Genomic DNA, 18,358 nt, shown 5'->3' with positions numbered 1-18,358 from the left:
CAGTCGGCAAGCAAGTAAGAAAAACGGCGCCTTCAATGAAGGCGCCGTTTTTTCAGCCAGGGCCGACCGCAAGCGATCGCAGAGGCACTCCACTCAATTCAAGCGCATGCGTTGCAGCTTGTTGTACAGCGTCTTCGGACTGATACCCAGCAGCGACGCCGCCCGGTGACGCGTACCGCCGACTGCGTCGAGCGTCGCGCGAATCAGCATTTCCTCGACGTCCGCGAGCGGCGTGCCCACGGTAACTTGCACCCGGCTGCCATTCAGATCGCGGCCGTTCGCCGAGCCCGCCTCATCGGCGCGCAGCGATTCCAGCACGTCGCCGGACGCGTGATATGCGCGCCGCACGCGGTCCTGCAACTCGCGCACATTGCCCGGCCATTCATACGCGAGACACTCGCGCAGGAAGTTCGGCGCGACCTGCTTGGCGGTCTCCGCCGAGCCGCGCGTCAACCCTTCGTGATTCAATTCGTCGACCAACGCCTGGGCGATCAGCGCCGGATCTTCGCCGCGCTCGCGCAGCGGCGGCAGCGTGACGGCGGCCGCTTCGAGGCGCAGCGCCAGATCTTCGTGCAGGCTGCCGTCGGCCACCGCCGCACGCGGCGCCTTGCGTGTCGAGGCGATCAGCCGGAAGTCCGTCACCACCTGATTCGTGCCGCCGACCCGCATGAAGGTCTGCGAATCGAGCGCACGCAGCAGCGCTTCCTGCTGGGCGCGCGGCAACTCGGCGATTTCGTCGATGAACAGCGTGCCGCCGCTCGCCTGCTCGAACAGGCCGGGTTCGCGTTGCTCGGCGCCGTTGAACGCGCCGCGTTCGTGACCGAACAGCAGGCTGTCGAGCGAGCGTTGCGCGGCCGCGCTATTCGCGCTGCGGCAGTCGAATGTGATGAACGGACCTTTACGGCGCCGGCTCATGTCGTGCATCGTGCGCGCCGCGATCTGCTTGCCGGTGCCGGTTTCGCCGGAAATCAGCACGGCGGCTTCGGTCGGCGCGATATGTTCGATCGTGTCGTAGACGTGCTGGATCGCACCGCTGCGGCCGAGCATCGAGCCGAACCGGCCGAGTTGACGCAGCGACGCGCGCAGCGTCTGCACTTCTTCGGTCAGTTCGTACGGCCGCGGGATACGCGCGAGCAGGCTGCGCAAACGCGGAATGTTGACCGGCTTGAGCAGGTAGTCCCAGATGCCGTGCCGCAAACCCTCGATCGCGCTTTCCACTGTCGCATTGCCGGTCATGACGATCACGGGCAAGGCGCCGCCGGGCGGATGCGCGGGGAGGTGTTGCAGCAGGTCGAGTCCGCTGCCGTCCGGCAGGTTCAGGTCGACCAGCACGACGTCGGGAATGAAGCGTGTCAACGCGGCCCGGGCCTCCGCGATCGTGGTCGCGGTGTCGACGGAGAAGCCGTCGGCGGCGAGGATGGCGGACAGGCCTGACAGGCTATTAGGATCGTCTTCAACAATCAGGGCGTGTGGCATGGCGAGCGCAATTTTTAGATGGATGGAATACCCGATGCGCTGCGCCGATACGTTGGCGCGCGTCACGGGCGCGATGCTGGCCGGTACTGTCGGTCGAATTCCGAGTCGAATCCAGCGCCGCGCGCGCAACCTTGGCTCGCGCGGCGCAAGAGCGGCCGCGTCTGAGGTAGACAGGTCGTCCGGCGCGCGCACCAAGCACGGCACCGGGCAGAAAGGCGGCGATTCGACTCAAGTCGTTCAGGTCCTTTGCGTTATTAATTTGGGAGCCCGTCCTGACGTCTTGTAAGCGTGGATGGGCGCCTGTATTTCCTTCACTCGGGCTGTCAGAAATCCCGGTTGCTGTCGAAGAAACGGCGTACTTCGAGTTCCGCTTGTTCGCGCGTCTTGCCGTAACGTTCCTGGATCAGGCCGGCGAGCTTGTCAGCGCGGCCTTTGGCCTTGGTCAACTCGTCGTCCGTGAGTTCACCCCATGCCGTCTTGGCCTTGCCAACCATCTGCTTCCACTTGCCTTCAGCGATGTCGTTATTCATGTCGCATCTCCGGAGTTGAAGAAAATAAAGCCGTACTGCCCTGTATCCAGAGAGAAGCATGGACCGTGCCACGATAATTTATTTAGACTTATCAATGGTCTGGTGACCGACATACGGAAATTTGAGGTTGCGGTGTGGCAATTTCGAGCAAGTCGCCGGTAAAGTTTTCCTCAACCATACACGGCGGCGCAAAAAAGAAAAAGCGCCCAAATTGGGCGCTTTTTTTTGCTTTTTTTTCGCAGCGCCCGGCTTGGGGCGCTGGATTCAGGCGAGCAGGGCGCTTAAGCGCGGCTGCGGTACTCGTGCGTACGCGTGTCGATTTCGATCTTGTCGCCGATGTTGCAGAAGAGCGGCACTTGCAGTTCGAAGCCGGTGGTCAGCTTGGCGTTCTTCAACACCTTGCCCGACGACGTGTCGCCCTTGACAGCCGGTTCCGTGTAGATGATCTCGCGGACCAGCGTGGTCGGCAGTTCGACCGAGATGGCTTTCTCGTTGTAGAACACGACTTCGCAAGCCATGCCGTCTTCGAGGTAATGGAGGGCGTCGCCCATCATTTCGCCTTCGACTTCGAACTGGTTGTAGTCGGCGTCCATGAACACGTACATCGGGTCGGCGAAGTACGAGTACGTAACTTCCTTGCGTTCCAGCACGACGACGTCGAACTTGTCGTCGGCCTTGTACACGCTTTCCATGCCTGCGCCGGTCAGCAGGTTCTTGAACTTCATCTTGACGACGGCGGAGTTGCGGCCCGATTTGTTGTATTCGGCCTTTTGCACAACCATTGCGTCTGCGCCGATCATCACGACGTTACCGGTGCGGAGTTCCTGTGCGGTCTTCATAAAACTGTCCTGTACGAAATTAGTAGCTTCAACTTGTGCTCAACGGCATACGGCGCAAGCGGCTTCGGCGCTTTGCTCACCGCGCGCCGCGCCGCCGAAGCGGCTCGGCGGGTCGCGAGCAAGTCAAGCGTGGCCGGCTTGCCGCGGGGAGCGGCGGGAGCGCCGCAAACCCGCGGTCTCTGCCATTCCCAGCAATCCGTTACCTGCTTTTTACCCGGTGCGGGCGTGTACACGAGTGGCGCCGATTCGCAACATACGTCCCTTTTTTGACATTCCACCTATCACGCTTTGATATTGGGGGAAGGTGTTGCATCTTTCGATGCCGGGTTGGCGAGCCGCTCAAACGAGTTGACCGGATTCCGCCGTTGCGATCGGGCCGCGCTTGCGTCGTCGGCCGTTGGATAACCGCTTATTTTAACTGAGTTTTTGCGAACAAGGCCAGATTTCCGGCGAGGTCGCCCACTTGAGCCAGTTCGCCGGCCCAATCGGCCGCGCGTTGCTTGAGCGCCGGCAAGTGACGCTGGAATTCCGCCCAGTCTGGCCGGCCCGTGCCGTTCCATGCGTGCCAGAAGCGCGCAAGGGCGTCGCGGGCGTCCGCGGGCAGAGTGCGCGCGTAGTGCGCGAGCGCGGCGTCGAGCTTCGGCAGATGGGCGTCGTCGGCTTGCGGGTAGATATGCCAGACGAAGGGTTTGGCGGCCCATTGGGCGCGCACGAACGAATCCTCACCGCGCACGAAATTGATGTCGCTTGCCCACAGCAGCGCGTCGTAGCCGGGCTGGTCGGTAAAGGCGAGGGCATGTGCGCTGAGGTTGCCGCGCACCGCGTGAGCGCCGGTGGCGAACGCGGGCAGCTCGAAAAAGCGCGCGACCGCGCCTGAAACGCGGCCTTCGGGCACGAGCAGGACGACCGGGTCCGCGCTATCGCGCCATTGTTCGAGCAGGCTGTCGGCGGCAGGGTTCTCGTAGGCGAACAGCGAGACGACGGTGGCCGCGGCGGGCGGCGGCGCGTGGCCGGTGGTCTGTTGCCACCATGCTCGGCGCGCGGTGGGCGATGCTTCAAAAGCCGCGCGCGCGCCGTCGAGATGCCGTTCCTTCAGCACGCCGCCGGTGCCGGGGCCGAGTCCGGGGAAAAAGAATGTCTTGGTCAGCGGATAGCGCGGATGAGGCGAGGGCCGCAGATGAAAATCCGCGACCCAGTCCTCGGCACTCAGATATTCGAGGTTGAACCACACCGGCGTACGTTCGCGCGCCGCCATCGCGGCGACGTAGATGGACGGGAGTTCGCAGCCAAACGCCTCGATCACGACGTCGGCGACTTCGAGCCTATCGCCCGCATGAGCCGGCTCATGCCAGTGTTCGACGACGATGCCGCCGACCGTCTGGCGAGCGTGCTCCAGCGTCAGCGACGGGCACAGCTTGTGGAACGCATGCAGGTCGTCGACGAACACGCGTACCTGCCAGCCGTGCTCGCTCGCAAGCTGGCGCGCGAGACGCCAGCACACGCCGATGTCGCCGAAATTGTCGATCACCGCGCAGAAGATGTCGCAGGCGATCGCCGTGGGCGTGTCAGCGGCTTGCTCGGAATGGGGCGTAGCGGAAGACATGATGGCCTGGGTTGCGGATTCGAACGTATGGAAGGAGTGGGGCGGTGCGAGTGACGCCTCGGCACCGCGCTGCGTTGCGCGCCGACCCACGGCTGCCGACGCGTCGCCCGATTCAAGGCAACAGCGTTCGGACGCGCGCGGAATGTTCTAAACTGGCGATTCTAAAGCACTCGTTCACGATTGCGCGCGCGTGGCGTACTCCGGTTCGCTTAAGCGCGCGGCACGCAGAGCAAGGCTTCGCGAGACCGTCCCACCCCAACCGATTCTGCATGACCGAACCCGAAGCAACCGACGCTTTCGAGCCGAAAAAAGTGCTCGCCCAACTGCCGCATCTGCCCGGCGTCTATCGCTATTACGATACGCACGGCGCGGTGCTTTACGTGGGCAAGGCGCGCGATCTGAAGAAGCGCGTCTCGAGCTACTTCACCAAGACGCTACTGTCGCCGCGCATCGCGATGATGGTGACGCGCATTGTGCGCATCGAGACGACCGTGACGCGCTCCGAGGCCGAAGCGCTGCTGCTCGAAAACAACCTGATCAAGGCGCTCGCGCCGCGCTACAACATTCTGTTTCGCGACGACAAGTCGTATCCCTACCTCAAGCTGACCGGCCACAAGTTTCCGCGCATGGCGTATTACCGTGGCGCTGTGGATCGCAAGAATCAGTACTTCGGTCCGTTTCCGAGTGCGTGGGCGGTGCGCGAGAGCATCCAGATTCTGCAGCGCGTGTTCCAGTTGCGCACCTGTGAAGACTCCGTGTTCAATAACCGCACGCGGCCTTGTCTGCTGCATCAGATCGGCCGCTGCACGGCGCCGTGCGTCGCGGCGATCAATGAAGAAGACTACGCGCGCGACGTCGCCAACGCATCGCGCTTTCTGCTCGGCCGCCAGGGCGAGGTGATGAAGGAACTCGAGCAGAAGATGCACGCCTTCGCCGGCGAGCTGAAGTTCGAGCAGGCCGCGGCGGTGCGTAACCAGATGAGTTCGCTGTCGACGGTGCTGCACCAGCAGGCGATCGAAGTCGGCAGCGACAGCGACGTCGATATTCTCGCGGTGGTCGCGCTGGGCGGCCGTGTGTGCGTGAATCTGGCGATGGTGCGCGGCGGACGGCATCTGGGCGACAAGGCGTATTTCCCGGCGCATGTCGAAAGCGCGTTGACGGCCGATGAGGGGGGATTGGAAGACGACGGCGCGGCGTTGACCGATACCGCTATCGAGTCCAGTTCGCTCGCGGAAGACAACGCGGGCGGTGAGGCGGAGTCGGCCGATGCCGCCGATGCGCTCGCGATCGCGCAAGAGATGCCATCGGAAGACGAAGAGGACGACGCGTCCGATGAAGCCGACGACACACCCGACGAAGACGACGCACTCGGGGAAGCCGATTCCGAACCCACGAAACCGCGCAAAGGCCGCGCAACCGGGGGGATCGAAGCCGAAGTCCTCGAAGCGTTCATCGCCCAGCATTACCTGGGCAATCGCGTGCCGCCGGTGCTGGTGGTCAGCCACGCCCCCGCCAACCGCGAACTGGTCGACGTGCTGATCGAGCAGGCCGGCCACAAGGTCACCGTGCTGCGCCAGCCGCAAGGCCAACGGCGCGCCTGGCTCGCGATGGCCGAGCAGAACGCGCGGCTCGCGCTCGCGCGCCTGCTCTCGGAGCAAGGCTCGCAGCAAGCCCGCACGCGCGCGCTGACCGACACGCTCGGCATGGAGTGCGACGATCTCGCGCATTTGCGTATTGAATGCTTCGACATCAGCCACACGATGGGCGAGGCGACGCAGGCGTCGTGCGTGGTGTATCACCATCACAAGATGCAGTCGTCGGAATACCGCCGCTACAACATCACCGGCATTACGCCCGGCGACGATTACGCCGCGATGCGCCAGGTGCTCACGCGCCGCTACGAGAAGATGGTCGAGCAAGCCGCCGCGAATGCCGCTGACGAAGCCGCGGAGTTGCAAAGCGACGCGGCCGCCGATCCGTCGCTCACGCCGGACGCCGCGGAGCCGGTCGCGGCCGGCGGCATCCTGCCGACTATCGTGCTGATCGACGGCGGCAAGGGCCAGGTCGAAATCGCGCGCCAGGTGTTCACGGAACTGGGTCTCGATACCGGCATGCTGGTCGGCGTCGCGAAGGGCGAGGGACGCAAGGTCGGCCTCGAAACCCTGATTTTCGCCGACGGCCGCGCGCCGCTCGAACTCGGCAAGGAAAGCGCCGCACTCATGCTGGTCGCACAGATCCGCGACGAAGCGCACCGCTTCGCCATCACCGGTATGCGCGCGAAGCGCGGCAAGACGCGTCAGACCTCGCGGCTCGAAGAACTCGAAGGGGTGGGCGCGAAGCGGCGTCAGCGTTTGCTCGCGCGCTTTGGGGGACTGCGCGGCGTGGTTGCCGCCAGTGTCGAAGATCTGGCGAGCGTCGAAGGCATTTCGCAGGCGCTCGCGGAGCAGATTTACCGGCAATTGCACTGATCGCGGCGGCTTCAGCCGTCCGCTCAGCCACCTTCGAGGGGCGCTGCCGCGGCGCGCGCGGCCGGCCCGGCGCGCCGCTTTGCTTGTGGCAGGCCTTGTGACACGGCACAATTGCATCTCCCTTGTCAGACGCTGCGCCTGCCCATGCCGTTTAATTTCCCGATTTTCCTGACTTGGCTGCGGATCGTCCTGATCCCGCTCGTCGTCGGTGTGTTCTATTTGCCCGACATGATGATGAGCCCCGCGCACCGCAATCTGGCGGCCGCGACCATCTTCATTCTGGCGGCGCTGACCGACTGGTTCGACGGCTTTCTGGCGCGCAAGTGGAATCAGACCTCGGCATTCGGCGCGTTCCTCGATCCGGTCGCCGACAAGCTGATGGTGACCGCCGCGTTGCTGGTGCTCGTGCAACTCGCGCGAATCGATTCGGCGATCGCGCTCGTGATCGTCGGGCGCGAGATCGCGATCTCGGCGCTGCGCGAATGGATGGCGCAAATCGGCGCATCGAAGAGCGTCGCGGTGAATTCGCTCGGCAAGTTCAAGACGGTTTGTCAGATGGTGGCGATCCCCATGCTGCTGTTCTACGGGCCGCTGTCGTTCGGCGGCGGCGTGGTGGTCGATACGCGTGTGTGGGGCTTGTGGCTCATCTATCTGGCCGCGTTCCTGACGATCTGGTCGATGCTCTATTACATGAAGCTCGCATGGCCGCAGATTCGCGAACGGGGCGGCGTGGCCTGAGTTTTCGTCGTGGTGGAGGGCGCCCGGCGCGTGTCCGAACTTCGCTGGCGCATGAGTGAAATTTGTTCGGTAAAAGAGATACGCAAAAGGGGTTGACACGTTTCAGTCGTTTCTCCATAATCTCGTTTCTCCGATGCGCGCAGTTCGAAACATCGGTGGCAGTAAAGAGTAGTTGCAGTAACAAGGCAGCAGATAGCACGGCAAAAGCAGCACAATGCGGGAGTAGCTCAGTTGGTAGAGCGCAACCTTGCCAAGGTTGAGGTCGCGAGTTCGAGCCTCGTCTCCCGCTCCAAATTTTTGAAGCAACGCGTTGTTTGGCAAGTAACAGTGCAAGGCGTTGTGAAGCAGTTCAATGCGGGAGTAGCTCAGTTGGTAGAGCGCAACCTTGCCAAGGTTGAGGTCGCGAGTTCGAGCCTCGTCTCCCGCTCCATACATAAGGGGAAGCAACGCTTCCCTTTTTGTTTGGTGGCCCGGTCCATCCGGTTGTCCGCTAAACAAAATCTGCGAATCTGTTGCTAGGTTCCAGTCCGCTTGCGGCGCGATAGCAAAGCGGTTATGCAGCGGCCTGCAAAGCCGTTTAGGCCGGTTCGACTCCGGCTCGCGCCTCCAGTAGTTGATGTAAAGAAAAGCCCCGACTTGTCGGGGCTTTTCTTTTTTCGGCGTCGGTTTCTCTGGCGGAGTTGATACATATGCTGACGTGGCAGCAGTTCTCTTTGCTTCTGCTAATCGCGCCGGCAGCCGGGTTGATTCTCTGCGTTGCCGTTATCGTGACGGATGTGGCGCACAATTCGTGGTTCGCGCTTCATCACCCGATCCGGATGGACCTGTATCTCTCGCAGATCGTCTTTCTACTGTTCATCGCGTTCACGGTCCGTACGGCCGGGCGAGGGGCTGTGAACCGGCGCACTGCGCTGCACGTGATCGATTGAACAGCGCGCCTGCTTTACGTCATTGCTTGTCCACACCGAGGCTGCATGTACCTACAACTCACCGGCACCCACGTTCGCCTGCTCGGCTCGATGCATCTCTTTCCGGCGACAAGCCGAAGAACGCCGCCGTGGATTGCCGAAGCGTATGACTGGGCGGAAGCGCTCGTCTTCGAGTCCGATCCGCCGACGATTCTGCCGTTTCTGAAGGCCGACCGACAAGGCGGCGCGGAGCAACTGCAGCCCTTGCTATCCGCCGACGCATGGCAGCAACTTCACGCGGCATGGCCCGTTGAAGGGCCGCTTGCGCCGCTCACCGATCTTCGTCCGTGGGCCGCGTTGATCGTCGCGCCGACGCTGTTCCAACAAGTCGTCGAAGGTGTCGAGCCGCGCATGCTGCGCTCGGCGATTACGCAGGCCAAGCCCTATCGCTATCTCGAGAGCGCGCAGGAGGTAGCGGCGGCGCTCGAATCGATTCCGCTCGACGCCGTCGGCGCGGCGCTCGGCTTGCTGATGTCAGACCTCGACGAACCGCAGCGCACGCTCGAGCGCATGCACGCGGCCTGGCTGGAGGGCGATCTGCTTGCCGTGCACCAGATCGCCATCGATTCGCCGATGTTCAATCTGCCGGGCATCCGGCATGCGATTCTCGACGAGCGCAATCGCGCATGGGCGGCGCGCTTGACTGAGGTCCTCACGCGGCCGGAGCGCACGTTGGTGGTCGTCGGCGCGCTGCATCTGTGCGGCCCCGGCAATCTGATCGACTGTCTCGCGCGGCCCGTCGAGCCGGTCTTTGCCAACCCATAGCAAAGCCGTCGCCGCGCGAGCGTGGCAGCCTGATGCGGCCTGCATCGGTTCGAAAGCGGTCCGGCTCGCACGCGATCCGAGGGAACTCTCGCGCCGGGGTTTTGCCCCAAGGTAAAGCACGTCGCTATACACTACCCGCCTACCACTTCGGCCACGCCGGTCGCCCTAGGGAATACAACATGCATGTGCCACCGACGCCCAGTAACGAAAGCGCCCGTCTCGACACCCTGCGTGCGCTGCATATTCTCGATACGTTGCCGGAAGAGCGCTTCGATCGTCTGACCCGGCTCGCCAAGCGACTCTTCAGTGTGCCCATCGCGCTCGTGAGTCTGGTCGATGCGGACCGTCAATGGTTCAAGTCGTGTGTCGGCCTGAAGACGAGCGAGACCTCGCGTGACGTATCATTCTGCGCGCACGCGATTCTCGGCGACGAAATCATGATGGTGCCCGACACGCTCGCGGACGAGCGGTTTCACGACAATCCGCTCGTCACGGACAACCCGAATATCCGTTTCTACGCCGGCTGTCCGCTCACGGTGCCCAACGGCAGCAAGCTCGGCACGCTCTGTCTGATCGACACCAAGCCGCGCGGCCTCGACGAAGAAGAGCGCGAATTGCTGCGCGATCTGGCGCGCATGGCCGAGCAGGAGTTGGCGGCGGTGCAGTTGGCCACGCTCGACGATTTGACGCTGCTGTCGAACCGGCGCGGTTTCGAGGCACTAGCGCAACATGCGCTGAACGTTTGCAAGCGGATGCACAAACCGGCATCGCTGCTGTTCTTCGACCTGAACGATTTCAAGCAGATCAACGACACGCTCGGCCACGCCGAAGGCGATCGCGCGCTGAAGACCTTCGCCGACGTCTTGCGCACCGCGTTGCGCGAAAGCGATGTGATCGGGCGGCTCGGCGGCGATGAGTTCGTCGTGCTGCTCACCGATACGGACAGCGGCGCCACGCAGGAAGTGACACAGCGTCTCACGCAGTTGCTGGCCGAGCGCAATACCGAAGCGCAGCGTGGCTATGACATCCGCTATAGCGTCGGGCAGATTCAATACGATTCTGCCCGGCACCAATCGATTGCCGAACTGCTGGCGGCCGCCGACGCCGCGATGTACAGCCACAAACAGGCATCGAAGGCGCGCGCGGTCCATCGCAACTGAGCGCGGCACGGCGGCGAAAAAAACCGTCGCGCGCGGCATAATCACGCATCGCCGCTCTCCGTGCGGTGCGACTCTTTCTTTAGAACGTTGTCATGACTGAACCGCAGCAAACCGCCGCCACGCGGCTGGCGCAACTTGATTGGCGCTGGAAATCCTTCGACGACCTCACGGGCATCGAGGTCTATACGATGCTGGGCGCACGCAGCACGGTGTTCGTCATCGAGCAGAACTGCTTGTATGGCGATATCGACGGGCTCGATATGGATGCGTGGCATCTGCTGGTCTATGGCCCCGATGAAAAACGGCCGGCGCTCGCGGGTTATCTGCGCGTGCTGTTGCCCGATGCGGACGACGCCGATATCCGCATCGGCCGTGTGCTCACGACCGCTGAATTCCGTGGCATCGGTCTGGGCAACGCGATGCTCGAACGGTCGCTGCCGCACATTCGCGCGCAGTGGCCCGGCACGCCGATTCGTTTGCATGCGCAGGCGCATCTGCAAGCCTTCTATGGTGCGTTCGGCTTCGCGCCCGTTTCGGAGATTCACGAAGAAGACGGCATCCCGCATGTGTGGATGCGGTCGGCCTGAAGCGGCTACCGCATACAGAGCCCGGCGCGGGCGCGCCGGGTTGTCAATCGAATCGTAGAGTCAGTGCTGGCCGCGCGCCGGCGCCGAAGCCGTGGGCGCTAGGGTCTGCCTGGCTTTCGCACGCTGTTCGCCACGCAAGCGTCCGCGCGCCGACAGCCGCATCCAGTGACGCAAGGCGAGCAGCGCGCCGATCACGCTCATCATCGAACCCGGAATCCACAGCAACAGTCCGCCGATCTGCTGATCGCGCATCGGGCTCAACCACGTGAACGCGCGGCCACAGATCGAGTAGATCGGATACAGCTCGCGCGGCGTGAAGAAGATGAACGCGCCGAGAATGATCTGCGGCGGAATCGCGGCGATCACCACCAGCACGCGCTTGCCCGGCGACAGACGCGCCGGCGGCGCGGGACGTGGATCGAGCACGAGCCACCAGAACAGCAGGCCGTCGATCACCATGCTCCAGTTCATCACGCGATAAAGCCGCCAGTCGAGCATCGCCATGAAATGAATCGGCGACATCAGCCAGAAGTAGATCAGCCCGACGAACAGCGTCACCGCGACGACGGGATGCATCACCACGTCGAGCAGCTTGCGCACTACCGGTGTTTCCAGCGCGGGCCGCACGAAACGCTGCCGCCACCTGAACGGAATCCCCGCGCGCAACGCCGCGCCCGGATACGACAGCGCGATAAAGAACGGCCCGAGGTGATGCAGCACCAGATGCTGCGCGCGATGCATGAAGAACTCATGCTCGAAGAAATAATCGAGCCGCGTATGCAACGCGACATACAACGCCACCAGCCCAAACCAGAAGGAGATGCGCCGCGCGACCGTCACCTTCGCTTTACGCGCGCCGCGCACGAACAGGATCGCGGGCACCAGCAGCGCGATCACGACGGTTGGCGAAAACTCCCAGGGATCGAGCCAGTAGAGCAGATTCATCGCGGCACGTTATCTGGTTACTTGGTTTGCGCCGGCGACTTGACGGCGAACGGCGTGTCGAGCGTTTCGCCGTCGGAGAACTTGAGCGTGAGATGCACGGTGTCACCCGGCGCGACCTTGTGCTTCGCGTCTTCGAGCATCACGTGATAGCCGCCGGGCGCGATGGCGACCTGGCCATGCGCGGGCACCGTCAGCTTGTCGACCATCACCATCTTCTGCGACGAACCGTTCGACACGGTCTGATGCAGCATCGCGTCGCCGTAGTCGTTGCTGGAGATATCGACGAGGTCGACCGGTTTGTCGCTCGCATTGACGAGCGTCACATAGCCGGCGGCGGGCAGGTTGTTGGGCAGCCAGCGGACCCACGCGTCTTTCGCGCTGATCGCGTTGGCGCCCGCCGCTTGCGCGGTCGATGCGGCACCGAACGAAAGGGCGAGGGCGCAACTCAGTGCAGCGAACGTTTTGATCTTGATCGACATGGTTGAACTCGGGAAAGGTCAGGAACGGTCATCGATGATGCGGCGCAGGTCTTGCGCGATCGCATCGGGCGTGTCGTGATCGGTGGCCAGCAGGCGCGCGTGGCCCTCGCTGTCGAACACGTAGACGGCGGAACTATGGGTGACTTCATAGTTGCCGGAAGGATCGCGCTTTTCCATCTGATAGGCGACGCGGTAACGCTTGGCGAGCGACTCGATCTGCCAGTCGGTGCCGGTCAGCCCCTCGGCATGTTTCGAGTCGAAGGCGCCGACGTAGTCGTGCAAAGCCTGCGCCGTATCGCGCGCGGGATCGACGGTGATGAACAGGATCCGCACCTTCCGCGCGTCGGGGCCGAGCTTGCCGAGCACCTGCATCAGCCGGGCCATCGTTTCAGGGCAGACGTCCGGACAATGCGTGTAGCCGAAATAAACGAGCGAGGCGCGGCCCTTGAACGAATCGCCGTTGACGGGGCGGCCATCGTCGCCGGTCAGCTTGAAATCGAGGTCAGGCAAGTGACCGGTCACATTGGTCAATTGCCACGTTTCCGTGCGATGCGTGCAGCCGGCGAGCGCCGTCAGCGCGCCCAGCATAACCGTCGCCGCAAACAGGCGCGCGGACCACGGCCTGCGTGAAATTGCGGGGTGCAGTTGCGGGTGCCGGGATGAGAAGATCGGGAACAAAGCAGGGTTCAGTGACTCGATTGAATGGCGGCGCCGCTCGATGCGCGTGTGGCGCGTGCGCGGTCATAGTGTGCAAATATGGTCGTAACGGCAATGATCCGCGTGGCAGCGACTTTAGCGCAAATTGGCCGATGGCGTCGCGCAGCGCCCACGGGCGCGCGGTTGCGAGGCAATTTGACGCAGGTGGCTGAAAGCTGGGTGAAGCCCGATTGTTCCCATTTTGAACGCAATCGCCGGCGAGGCTCGCGTGTGGCGCCCGGCTGGGCTTGTGCCCAGCCTTACTTTCTCGAAAAATTGGTGGATGCGCGGTAAGATGCGCACACTTTTCCGGCCGCAGAAGGCTGAAAGGCAAAACTAACCGATGCAAGCACTTCCGGCTGTTCTGTCTCCGAGCGAGACGGCATTTTTCTTCGATTTCGACGGCACGCTCGTCGAACTCGCCCCCACGCCGGACGGCGTGCTGGTGCAACCTCGCGTGAACGACTTGCTGAGCGAGTTGCGCAGTTTGACGAACGGCGCGGTCGCGGTCGTGTCGGGCCGCGGTATCGACAGCATCGACAGTTTTCTGAACATGCCCGATCTGCCGATTGCCGGTCTGCACGGCGCCGAGCGGCGCGATGCGAACGGCGACACGCAGCGCATTGGCTTCCATGACGAGCGGCTGCTGCGCATGGAGCAGGTGCTCGCGCAGGTGGTCAACGAAAACCCCGGCATGCTGCTCGAGATCAAGGGCGCGGCCGTGGCGCTGCACTATCGGAATGCGCCGGATCGCGAGCCGCTGGCGCGCGAGGCGACCGAGCGGCTGGTGGCCGATTACGCCGGCTCCTACGTGCTGCAGCCGGGCAAGATGGTCTACGAAATCAAACCCAAAGATGTCGACAAGGGCCGTGCGCTGCGCGCGTTCCTCGACGAGCCGCCGTTCGTCGGCCGCAAGCCGGTCTTTGCCGGCGACGATCTGACCGACGAGAAGGGCTTCGCCGTCGTCAACGAACGCGGCGGCGTGTCGATCAAGGTCGGTCCGGGCGAGACGATGGCGCATACGCGCATCGGCTCGGTGTCGGGCCTGCTCGACTGGCTGGCATCGATCGTCGCGGCGGCGCGCACAGCATGATGACCACGCCGCGTCGCTCGCAGCAAACAACGCACCGTATCGGGAATCGCGCTTCATGAGTCGACTGATCATCGTATCGAACCGGGTTGCGCCAATCTCGGAGGGCGGCCCGGCGGCGGGTGGTCTGGCGGTCGGCGTGTACGACGCGCTGAAGGAAACCGGCGGCATGTGGTTCGGCTGGAGCGGCGACGTTCTCACCTCAGGCCAGCCGCAGATCAAGGTCGAGGAGCGCGGCCCCGTGACCTTCGCGACCATCGCGCTGATGCGCCGCGACTACGATCAGTACTATCGTGGCTTCTCGAACGCCACGCTGTGGCCCGCGTTCCACTATCGCGCAGACCTGCTGCAATACGACCGGCACGACTTCGAGGGCTATTGCCGCGTGAATGCGTGGCTTGCGCAACAGCTCGTGCCGCTGCTGCGCGAAGACGACGTGATCTGGGTCCACGACTACCATCTGATTCCGTTCGCACAAGCGCTGCGCGCGGCGGGCGTGAAGAATCGCATCGGCTTTTTCCTGCACATTCCGTTTCCGGCTTCGCAGGTGCTGCTGGCGGTGCCGCCGCATCGCGAACTCGTCGAGGCGCTGTGTTCGTTCGATCTGCTCGGCTTCCAGACCGCGCCGGATCTGCGCGCGTTCTGCGACTACATCGTCAATGAGGCGAACGGCACGGTCGACGCATCGGCGCAAGGCCCGCTGACGATCCACGCGTTCGGCCGCACGCTGCGCGCGGCGGCGTATCCGATCGGCGTCTATCCGGACGAGATCGCCGAACTCGCGAAGGCGGGTGAGCGCGGCAAACCGGTGCGCACGATGAAGGCGACGCTGCATTCGCGCAAGCTGATCATGAGCGTGGACCGGCTCGATTATTCGAAGGGACTGGTCGAGCGTTTTCGTGCCTTCGAGCGGCTGCTCGAACACGCGGCCGCGCAACGCAACAAGGTGTCCTTCCTGCAGATCGCGCCGCCGACGCGCGCCGACATGCACGCCTACCAGGATATCCGCTTGCAGCTCGAAGGCGAGTCGGGGCGCATCAACGGACGCTTCGCCGAACTGGACTGGACGCCGATTCTCTACATCCACAAGCAGTACGAGCGCTCGGTGCTGGCCGCGCTGTTCCGCACCGCGCACGTCGGCTATGTCACGCCGTTGCGTGACGGCATGAACCTCGTCGCCAAGGAGTATGTGTCGGCGCAGGATCCCGAGAATCCCGGCGTGCTCGTGCTGTCGCGTTTTGCCGGCGCCGCGCAGGAACTGGATGGAGCGCTGATCGTCAATCCGGTCGATATCGACGGCATGGCCGAGGCGCTCGCGCGGGCGCTCGGCATGCCGCTCGCGGAGCGTCAGGCGCGCCATCGCGACATGATGGTGCAGTTGCGCGAGAACAATGTGTCGGTGTGGCGCGATAACTTCATGCGCGATTTGCAGGGCGTCGCTGGTGCAAAGAGCACCCGAAGCGGGAAGGCGCGCGCCGTGTCGGGGAGAAAGGCGGCGCGCGAAACTCAGGCCGGGTAGGTTGCGTTCGAGCCTGCTTGCAGCGCGTGTAAAAGAAAAAGCCGCTCGAGAGCGGCTTTTTCTTTTGGCGGTGACGGCTCGCGGCTCGAAGCCTGCCGCGCGGGTTCAGACCACGTGCTGTTCGTCGACCTTCTTGCCGCCGATGTGCAGCGTGTGGCCCTTGCCATACTGCTTGGTGAGCAGATCGCGATACAGGCCGGGACGCTGGCGCAGTTCTTCCGGGCTGCCGTCGTCGATGACCTTGCCGGCGCTCATCACGATGATCCGGTCGAAGTTGTTCAGCGTCGACAGACGGTGCGCGATCGCGACCACCGTGCGGCCGACCATCAGCCGGTCGAGCGCCTTCTGGATCGCTTCTTCCGACGCGCTGTCGAGCGCCGAGGTGGCTTCGTCGAGCAGCAGGATCGGCGCGTTCTTCAAAATTGCGCGTGCAATCGCGATACGCTGACGCTGGCCGCCCGATAGCTTCACGCCGCGGTCGCCGACGATCGTGTCGTAGCCTTCCGGCATGGCCTCGATGAAGTCCGCGCAGCGCGCCTCGCGCGCGGCCGCGAGCACTTCTTCGCGGCTCGCCTCCGGGCGCCCGTAGGCGATGTTCTCGTACACCGTGCGATGGAACAGGGAGATGTCCTGCGGGACCAGCGCGATCGTGTGGCGCAGGCTGTCCTGCGTGATCGTGGCGATGTCCTGGCCGTCGATCCTGATCGCGCCGCCTTGCGTCTCGTAGAAACGCTGCAGCAGCGCCAGCACGGTGGATTTGCCCGCGCCCGACTTGCCGATCAGGCCGACGCGCTGGCCGGGTTCGATATGCAGGTCGAAGTGATCGAGAATCGGGCGGCGGCGCGGGTAAGCGAACGTCACGCTTTCGAAATCGATGCGGCCGCCTTGCGGCACGAGTTCGGTCGCACCGTCGCGATCCGGCATGCCGTGCGGCTCCAGCAGCGTGCGCACGGCCTCAGCGAGACGCGCCACATGCTGCGTGACGTCGACGAGCGCCACGGCCAGATCGCGCGTGCCGTGCAGGATCGTGAAACCGAGCGAGCTGACGAGCACGATGTCGCCCGAGGTCGCCTTGCCTTGATCCCATAGCCAGAGCGCCCAGCCCAGCAGGCCCGCCGACAGCAGCGCGGTGATCACCGCGTGCAGCAGACGCAACTTTTCCAGATACAGCAGGCTCTGCTGGCGCGCGTCCATCTCGGCCTTGACCGTTGCGCCGAACCGCTGCTGCTCGCGAAACGTCATGCCGAAGGCGCGCACGAGGCCCATGTTGCTGATCACGTCGACCAGCTCGCCGTCCACCGACGCCGCCTTGGTGGCGAAATGGTGATGGCGCGCCGAGCCGCGGCCGGCCAGCTTGTACAGCACGACCGACAGAATGGCCGAGCACAGCATCAGGCCACAGGCCATCAGCGGATTCACCGCGATGATCATGACGATCGCGCCGAGCACCGCGATGCACGGCGGCAGCACGTTCCACGCGGTGGTGTTCTCCGCCGTGTAGACCGCGTTCGAGGTCGCCGTGATCCGGCTGGCGAGCATGCCCGGCTGCTTCTCGGAGTAGTACGTTGGCGAGTGTCCGCTCAGATACTGAAACAGGTCGCGCCGCAGGTCGCCGGTCACGGCGACGAACGTATGCGCGGCGACCCAGCCGCCGACCCGCCACAGCATGTTGTCGGCGGCGATCAGGCCGACCAGGATGGCGAACGCCCCCCACAGCGGGCCGGGATGATGCCGGCCTTCGCCGAGCACGTCGATCAGGTGTTTAATCGCGTATTGCGAAGCGAGCGCACAGCCCACGGCCGCAAACACGCTGCACAGGACGATCGCATGCGCGAGCGGATGTCGGCGGATAAAGCGGAAAAGGAACGCAAGAGGCCGGTGCGCATAGCTCGCGAGCTTTGCGTTCTGGGCATTACGCTGGGCGATGGTTAAATGTTCCAATTGATCGTGAGGTCGATGTGTTTCGGGTTGTGCATGCAAAGCGTAGGCCACATGGAAAAGGTTCGCCGCGAAGCCGATGCTTCGCATTGTAAACATGCAAAAGCGATTGCGCCCTGTGTATCCGGGCCTTGGCGCGATTGATTTCGCGATAGACGTCCGCGACCTACTGCTACTCGACCCGTTCATGGGGTCAGGGTTCACGCAGGCTGCGGAACTTTTAGGGATATAATTACAAACTGCATTCAACCGCGATGCGGCATTTCTTCAACGCTTGCCGGCAAAGTTGACGCAAGAGCTTACGACGCCACCTCGGCGGTCCATGCCGCAAGCCAGTTGCCACTGTAGAACTGTCTTAGAAAACAAGGGTTTGCAAAGTGTTTCGCCTTTGTAACAACGTAAAGACTTTGAAATGTTGTGGTGCAGCGAGAATGCCGGCATTGATAATGCATGCTCTGTAGGCCCGTCGAATTTTCTGACAGTTTGTCAACGTAGGTGTCATGTGTGCGTTTACCGGCACATGCGCAGACATTGATCACTGGTCTGGGCTCACTACC

At 63.4% G+C, this 18,358-nt stretch carries 17 protein-coding genes and 3 tRNA genes; 12 read left to right on the top strand and 8 right to left on the bottom strand.

Annotation, left to right across the window (positions count from 1 at the left end; translation table 11 throughout):
* Nucleotides 1-93: 93 nt before the first annotated feature.
* The gene (locus P0D96_RS39350) at nucleotides 94-1,476 is read right to left on the bottom strand and encodes a sigma-54-dependent transcriptional regulator (RefSeq protein ID WP_408181706.1); all 1,383 of its coding nucleotides are present in this window, start codon (nucleotides 1,474-1,476) and stop codon (nucleotides 94-96) included.
* On the opposite strand from P0D96_RS39350, the gene P0D96_RS39345 reads away from it, so the two are divergent.
* On the top strand, nucleotides 1,475-1,762 hold the full coding sequence (locus P0D96_RS39345) for a hypothetical protein (protein WP_408319193.1): 288 nt from the start codon (nucleotides 1,475-1,477) through the stop codon (nucleotides 1,760-1,762). The two genes, P0D96_RS39350 and P0D96_RS39345, sit on opposite strands and share 2 nt — an antisense overlap.
* A gap of 37 nt (nucleotides 1,763-1,799) precedes the next feature.
* On the opposite strand, the gene P0D96_RS39340 is transcribed toward P0D96_RS39345, so the two are convergent.
* The 3 genes from P0D96_RS39340 to earP all read right to left on the bottom strand — a co-directional run bounded on the left by P0D96_RS39340 (nucleotide 1,800) and on the right by earP (nucleotide 4,448).
* A complete protein-coding gene (locus P0D96_RS39340; protein ID WP_408181708.1) occupies nucleotides 1,800-2,006 on the bottom strand; it encodes a CsbD family protein in 207 nt (68 codons plus the stop codon).
* A 281-nt stretch (nucleotides 2,007-2,287) separates the two neighbouring features.
* The gene (efp, locus tag P0D96_RS39335) at nucleotides 2,288-2,845 is read right to left on the bottom strand and encodes an elongation factor P (protein WP_074764902.1); all 558 of its coding nucleotides are present in this window, start codon (nucleotides 2,843-2,845) and stop codon (nucleotides 2,288-2,290) included.
* Nucleotides 2,846-3,254: 409 nt separating this feature from the next.
* Complete coding sequence (earP, locus tag P0D96_RS39330; RefSeq protein WP_408181709.1) at nucleotides 3,255-4,448, bottom strand: elongation factor P maturation arginine rhamnosyltransferase EarP; 1,194 nt, start codon at nucleotides 4,446-4,448, stop codon at nucleotides 3,255-3,257.
* 269 nt (nucleotides 4,449-4,717) lie between these two features.
* On the opposite strand from earP, the gene uvrC reads away from it, so the two are divergent.
* The 9 genes from uvrC (at nucleotide 4,718) to P0D96_RS39285 (ending at nucleotide 11,134) form a co-directional block, all read left to right on the top strand.
* Nucleotides 4,718-6,916 (top strand): excinuclease ABC subunit UvrC, encoded by a 2,199-nt coding sequence (gene uvrC, locus P0D96_RS39325; RefSeq protein ID WP_408319190.1) that lies wholly within the window; start codon nucleotides 4,718-4,720, stop codon nucleotides 6,914-6,916.
* A gap of 144 nt (nucleotides 6,917-7,060) precedes the next feature.
* A complete protein-coding gene (pgsA, locus tag P0D96_RS39320) occupies nucleotides 7,061-7,654 on the top strand; it encodes a CDP-diacylglycerol--glycerol-3-phosphate 3-phosphatidyltransferase (RefSeq protein ID WP_132373590.1) in 594 nt (197 codons plus the stop codon).
* 216 nt (nucleotides 7,655-7,870) lie between these two features.
* Nucleotides 7,871-7,946, top strand: a tRNA-Gly gene (locus P0D96_RS39315).
* 62 nt (nucleotides 7,947-8,008) lie between these two features.
* Nucleotides 8,009-8,084, top strand: a tRNA-Gly gene (locus P0D96_RS39310).
* Between the two features lie 105 nt (nucleotides 8,085-8,189).
* A tRNA-Cys gene (locus P0D96_RS39305) sits at nucleotides 8,190-8,263 on the top strand.
* Nucleotides 8,264-8,343: 80 nt separating this feature from the next.
* Nucleotides 8,344-8,583, top strand: coding sequence for a hypothetical protein (locus tag P0D96_RS39300; RefSeq protein WP_408181711.1), 240 nt, complete (start codon nucleotides 8,344-8,346; stop codon nucleotides 8,581-8,583).
* A 45-nt stretch (nucleotides 8,584-8,628) separates the two neighbouring features.
* Entirely contained in the window at nucleotides 8,629-9,387 is a 759-nt protein-coding gene (locus P0D96_RS39295) for a TraB/GumN family protein (RefSeq protein WP_408319189.1), read from the top strand.
* A 179-nt stretch (nucleotides 9,388-9,566) separates the two neighbouring features.
* Nucleotides 9,567-10,547 (top strand): sensor domain-containing diguanylate cyclase, encoded by a 981-nt coding sequence (locus P0D96_RS39290; RefSeq protein WP_408319187.1) that lies wholly within the window; start codon nucleotides 9,567-9,569, stop codon nucleotides 10,545-10,547.
* Nucleotides 10,548-10,639: 92 nt separating this feature from the next.
* The gene (locus P0D96_RS39285; RefSeq protein ID WP_408291704.1) at nucleotides 10,640-11,134 is read left to right on the top strand and encodes a GNAT family N-acetyltransferase; all 495 of its coding nucleotides are present in this window, start codon (nucleotides 10,640-10,642) and stop codon (nucleotides 11,132-11,134) included.
* Nucleotides 11,135-11,194: 60 nt separating this feature from the next.
* On the opposite strand, the gene P0D96_RS39280 is transcribed toward P0D96_RS39285, so the two are convergent.
* Genes P0D96_RS39280 through P0D96_RS39270 form a run of 3 tightly spaced genes read right to left on the bottom strand, consistent with a single transcriptional unit; the run spans nucleotide 11,195 to nucleotide 13,146 of the window.
* Complete coding sequence (locus tag P0D96_RS39280; RefSeq protein ID WP_408181717.1) at nucleotides 11,195-12,079, bottom strand: cytochrome c oxidase assembly protein; 885 nt, start codon at nucleotides 12,077-12,079, stop codon at nucleotides 11,195-11,197.
* A gap of 17 nt (nucleotides 12,080-12,096) precedes the next feature.
* The gene (locus P0D96_RS39275; RefSeq protein WP_408181718.1) at nucleotides 12,097-12,558 is read right to left on the bottom strand and encodes a copper chaperone PCu(A)C; all 462 of its coding nucleotides are present in this window, start codon (nucleotides 12,556-12,558) and stop codon (nucleotides 12,097-12,099) included.
* An 18-nt stretch (nucleotides 12,559-12,576) separates the two neighbouring features.
* Nucleotides 12,577-13,146 (bottom strand): SCO family protein, encoded by a 570-nt coding sequence (locus P0D96_RS39270; protein WP_408181720.1) that lies wholly within the window; start codon nucleotides 13,144-13,146, stop codon nucleotides 12,577-12,579.
* Between the two features lie 451 nt (nucleotides 13,147-13,597).
* Here P0D96_RS39270 and otsB point away from each other — a divergent pair, with 451 nt between their 5' ends.
* Together otsB and otsA are read left to right on the top strand one after the other, a co-directional pair.
* Nucleotides 13,598-14,347, top strand: coding sequence for a trehalose-phosphatase (gene otsB, locus P0D96_RS39265; RefSeq protein ID WP_132373597.1), 750 nt, complete (start codon nucleotides 13,598-13,600; stop codon nucleotides 14,345-14,347).
* Nucleotides 14,348-14,402: 55 nt separating this feature from the next.
* Nucleotides 14,403-15,863: an alpha,alpha-trehalose-phosphate synthase (UDP-forming) gene (otsA, locus tag P0D96_RS39260; protein WP_408319184.1), complete on the top strand. Its 1,461-nt coding sequence runs from the start codon at nucleotides 14,403-14,405 to the stop codon at nucleotides 15,861-15,863.
* 105 nt (nucleotides 15,864-15,968) lie between these two features.
* Here the strand turns inward: otsA and P0D96_RS39255 are convergent, their stop codons facing one another.
* On the bottom strand, nucleotides 15,969-17,804 hold the full coding sequence (locus P0D96_RS39255; RefSeq protein ID WP_132373599.1) for an ABC transporter ATP-binding protein: 1,836 nt from the start codon (nucleotides 17,802-17,804) through the stop codon (nucleotides 15,969-15,971).
* Between the last annotated feature and the right edge of the window lie 554 nt (nucleotides 17,805-18,358).

The sequence above is a fragment of the Paraburkholderia sp. RL17-347-BIC-D genome, assembly GCF_046027915.1.
Taxonomy (GTDB): Bacteria; Pseudomonadota; Gammaproteobacteria; order Burkholderiales; family Burkholderiaceae; genus Paraburkholderia.
The sequence above is the reverse complement of the archived record's forward strand: the minus strand, read 5'-3'. Positions and strand labels throughout refer to the sequence as shown.